The 3,856-nt window shown below is 64.1% G+C and carries 6 protein-coding genes; 1 reads left to right on the top strand and 5 read right to left on the bottom strand.

Features of this window, described 5'->3' with window-relative positions:
- Together ACI944_RS12790 and ACI944_RS12785 are read right to left on the bottom strand one after the other, a co-directional pair.
- On the bottom strand, positions 1-478 hold a 478-nt coding region (locus tag ACI944_RS12790; protein WP_411719422.1), incomplete at its 3' end, for an RPA family protein.
- Positions 479-1,408, bottom strand: coding sequence for a replication factor A (locus tag ACI944_RS12785; protein ID WP_411719421.1), 930 nt, complete (start codon positions 1,406-1,408; stop codon positions 479-481).
- Positions 1,409-1,545: 137 nt separating this feature from the next.
- Between ACI944_RS12785 and ACI944_RS12780 the strand changes: the two genes are divergently transcribed.
- Positions 1,546-1,839, top strand: coding sequence for a hypothetical protein (locus tag ACI944_RS12780; RefSeq protein ID WP_411719423.1), 294 nt, complete (start codon positions 1,546-1,548; stop codon positions 1,837-1,839).
- A 10-nt stretch (positions 1,840-1,849) separates the two neighbouring features.
- On the opposite strand, the gene ACI944_RS12775 is transcribed toward ACI944_RS12780, so the two are convergent.
- The 3 genes from ACI944_RS12775 to ACI944_RS12765 all read right to left on the bottom strand — a co-directional run.
- The gene (locus tag ACI944_RS12775) at positions 1,850-2,605 is read right to left on the bottom strand and encodes a DICT sensory domain-containing protein (protein ID WP_411719420.1); all 756 of its coding nucleotides are present in this window, start codon (positions 2,603-2,605) and stop codon (positions 1,850-1,852) included.
- 65 nt (positions 2,606-2,670) lie between these two features.
- A complete protein-coding gene (locus tag ACI944_RS12770) occupies positions 2,671-3,459 on the bottom strand; it encodes an SDR family oxidoreductase (protein WP_411719419.1) in 789 nt (262 codons plus the stop codon).
- 91 nt (positions 3,460-3,550) lie between these two features.
- On the bottom strand, positions 3,551-3,856 hold a 306-nt coding region (locus tag ACI944_RS12765; RefSeq protein ID WP_411719418.1), incomplete at its 5' end, for a Tfx family DNA-binding protein.

Genomic DNA, 3,856 nt, shown 5'->3' with positions numbered 1-3,856 from the left:
ACTCGCCGGCCTCGTCGAACGCTTCGATCCGGTCGAGCGTCCGATCGGCCGTCTCGACGACCCAGCGGTTCCGGGTCGCGCCATCGACGACCGAAATCGATTCGGGCCGCAGCGAGACGTTCACGCCGCCCTCGTCGGTCTCGTAGGTCCGGGGCTTGCCGACGACCGTGACGTAGGCCGGCGTCTCGGTCTCTCTGAGGACCGAGGTGGCTTCCGGCTGGTACTGCCCGGCGTAGGTAAAGAACGTCCCGGTCGGATCGACGATTCGGCCGCGCCAGTACTCGGAGTCGTCGCCGACATCCTCGGTCTCGGTCAGCGTGCCGGCGACGAAGACCCGGTTGGCACGCTGGCCGGTCGGCAACAGCGAATAAACCGGCGCGCGGTCGTCGTCGGATTCCTTGAACGTGTACGTTGCGTCGTTGAATTCGGTCGCGAAGGCGCGTCGCGCGACTTCGCGGGTGGGGACGGATGCACTCATTTACATAGACCTCGCTCTGATGAGCACGCGTTCAGCGTCGGTCGGCGCGCCGAGGCGCTCGATGTCGTTCGCCAGCACGTACCGGCCGAGCGTCGGGCCGGATACGCGGTAGTACCGACCCAACACCGTTTCCCGCATCTCCTCGACGACGACCTCGGTGTCGAGGGCGTCCATCGCCATTTGCTGGGCTTCATTCAGGGTGATTCCGGTCAGTTCCTCCGTCGACTCCCGGTTGAAGATCGTCTCGTGGATCTCGACTCCGTCGTCGAGGACGCCTTTGATCCGAAGGTCGAACTCCCCCTCGACGTCGCCGTGCTCCGAACAGCGCCCGTTTTGGAGGACGCGGGTGCAGTCCTCGGCGGGACAGCGCTTGATCAGCCCGGACCCGGACTGGATGTCGACCAGCGCGCCCTCGACCTCGGTATCGTCGTCGCCGACCTCAAGTTCCGTGTCGAGTTCCTCGATTGTGGTCGCCGAATTGAGCTTCACCGAGAAGCGGCCTTGGTACTCGTCGGTAACGACGCCCTCAAGCCGGTAGACCACCCCCTCGTCGAGTTCGGGCAACTCGCTTTTTGCCCACTTCGTGAACTTCACTGTGCCTGTCTCGTCGCCGAGCAGTCCAACCTGAGCGATCGAGTCGGCGTTCGGTTCCCACAGATCGACGACCTTGACCGTCATATCGAGCCATTCCTCAGGCGAGTCGATGTCGGCCACAGCTGCCGATTCGGTCGTGCCGCCGGAAAGGTCCTCGCGGTCCATACCGGCCTCATCGAGGTACGTCGAGACGATGCTTCGCCTGGCCTCGTCGACCGGGACTCTGTACTCGGAGACGAGCGTCTCCAGACGGGATTCGATCTCATCGACGCCGACGTCGAGACTGTCGGAGAACTGTTCGTGTACGTCTACCGCGTGCTCTCGCAGGTCTGTCATGGGTTGTTCCGTCTCCGCGTGTTTTCAGTGGGAGACGTACGCCGGTTCGTTCGCGATGGTATAAAAATCGTCGGTAGCGGGGTGAAAGTGAACGTAGATGCCGACTCGCCGAGGGTTATTTTATTATCGCGTCCGTACTGCCCGATGTGAGCAATCGCCGTCGCCTCGAACGGCTTCTCCGAACCAAACTCAACTCCGTCGGTAGACGCTACGAGGAGACGAAACGCGCCTACGCCGACGCGAAGACGGCGAGTCGCCTAGATGTCCCGACCGACGACGAGGGGCGCGCCCGGATCGTCTGTCGGCGGTACGCCGAAAAACGGGCCGTTTCCCTCGACGACGCCGGGCGGCCGGCGTGTTACGACCCCGAGCATCCCGACTGCCGCGGGTGTGCCGAGGACATCCGCGAGGAGCGGATCGAAACCTGGTAGCGCCGGGCGCTCAGAACTGCTCGATAATGTGGTCTTGGATCGCCCCGACCCGGCCGCGGTCGTAGGTCCACGTCGCCCGCCAGGTGTTCCGGTCGTTCTCGACGGCCACGAGCGCCGCCGGCCTTTCGCCGTTTTGCGGGACGAACACGACGAACCACGAGCGACGGTATCGCTGGCTTCGGCCGGCGTGAACGGTGGCCTCGATGTCCCCGAGGTCCGTGTCGGGAACCCCGTAGACGTGAACGTCGAGTTCCGTCCGCAGCAACCGCTCGTACGTCCTCTTCGTCCCGTACTCGCCGCGCATCCGCGAGAGTTGTTGAAACGCAACATCGAGGCGGCCCGCACCCGACTCGAGCGCCTGCCGTTCGATGTACCGCGACATCACGATCAAAAGCAGTTTTTCTTTTGTCGAGGCGGGAAACCCTCGAAGCGTGTACACCGCGCCGTCGAGTTCCGTCAGTACAGCCGGCGCTTCGCTCCCTTCGATACCGCTTAGCCCCGTCGTGTAGAGGTCGGAATTAACGAGCAACACCGCCTTTCGGAGCGACTCGATCGATGAAGTCGCGACGACCTCCCCGTCTTCGAGTAACACGACGGATTCGTCCGCACCAACGCCGATATCGCGCCCCGAGAGGTTGATGCCGAGGCTGCCGAACGCGTCGACGAACAGATCGTGGATCGGCTCCGGTTGCCCGGAATCGACGACCGCGAGCGTTCGCTCAGGGACCCCTGTTTCGTGTAGAAACGCCTCGAGTGAATCCGCCATCGGGCGGTCGCACGTTGGTCCCTGCCTGGATTAAATACGGCGTCGGTTTCCAGCGCTGAGTCGGATCAGATCCCCCGTAGCGAGCCGCCGTCAACCGGTATCGAAGCGCCGTCGACGTACGACGACCGTTCGCTCGAGAGCCACGCGACGGTGTCGCCCAACTCCCGTGGGTCACCGACGCGATCGAGCGGGATGTCGTCCGCCCACGCCCCGATTCCGGCCTCGTAGCTCCCGTATTCGCCACGCTCAACGTCGGCTTCGACGAGCTCCTCGATCCGGTCCGTCTCGTGTGGCCCGGGCAACACCGTGTTGACGCGGATCTCCGGGGCGAACTCGTCGGCGAGGCTCTTTGTCAGCCCGAGAACGGCCCGTCGGACGGCGTTCGAGAGAACGAGCCCATCTAGGACCTCCTTGACCGTCCGGGAGGTGATCGTCACGACGGTCCCGCCGCCGTCGGCTGACAGCGCCGGATGTGCGGTTCGAACCGTCCGCACGACGCTCATCACAAGCAGATCGTAGGCATCGTACCAGTCCTCATCGTCAGTGTCGAGAAACGGACCCGATGGCGGCCCGCCGGCGCTCGTGACGACGTGATCGAGTCGTCCGAACGCCTCGACTGTCGACTCGACGAACGCCTCAATGTCGTCGGGTTCGGTGATGTCCGCCCGGACCGCGTGCACGTCGCCGTCGCCGACCGCACTGAGGCGCTCCTCTGCGTGATCGAGTCGGTCCCTGTCGCGGCCGCAGACGGCAACGTCGGCGCCACCCTCGGCAAGCGCTTCGGCGCTCGCAAGCCCAAGCCCCGCTGTTCCGGCCGTGACCAACGCTGCGTTCCCGTCGATTCCGAGATCCATACAGACGGCACGGCCCCTCATAATATAAACAACGCTGTCCGCGCGCTCGCGATATTCTCCGGGATGCGGACTGTTTATTTTTCCAACTCGTTCACGTCCGCACGGTTACTCGGCCCTCGTTCGTGACACTCACTGTAATGTCGCGTTGTACCGCCCGCCCCTGGACTGCGTCCCCGGCCGCGTCCCCGATGAGTTTCATTAACTCGGGGGCTGTCCGGCTCACCTTGACCTCGGCGTCGTCACACGCGGAGTACACCCGGTTGGGAACGTCGTAGAGATCCTCTCCCGCCTCGATGGTCAACTGGACCGGGGCAGTCAACGCGTTGGCAAAGGCGACGGTCTCTCTCGCCTTGGCGACGTTCTCGCGGGCGCTGGATTCAACGCTCGAGACGTTCGC

The sequence above is a fragment of the Natronomonas sp. genome (assembly GCF_046710025.1).
In the GTDB taxonomy this organism is placed as follows: Archaea; Halobacteriota; Halobacteria; order Halobacteriales; family Haloarculaceae; genus Natronomonas.
Note: the sequence above shows the minus strand (reverse complement) of the source record. Positions and strands in the feature narration are given on the sequence as shown.

Coding starts and splice junctions, on each gene's coding strand:
- ACI944_RS12770 (WP_411719419.1), bottom strand. CDS start 3,459: ATGGATCTCGGAATCGACGGGAACGCAGCGTTGGTCACGGCCGGAACA.
- ACI944_RS12775 (WP_411719420.1), bottom strand. CDS start 2,605: ATGGCGGATTCACTCGAGGCGTTTCTACACGAAACAGGGGTCCCTGAG.
- ACI944_RS12785 (WP_411719421.1), bottom strand. CDS start 1,408: ATGACAGACCTGCGAGAGCACGCGGTAGACGTACACGAACAGTTCTCC.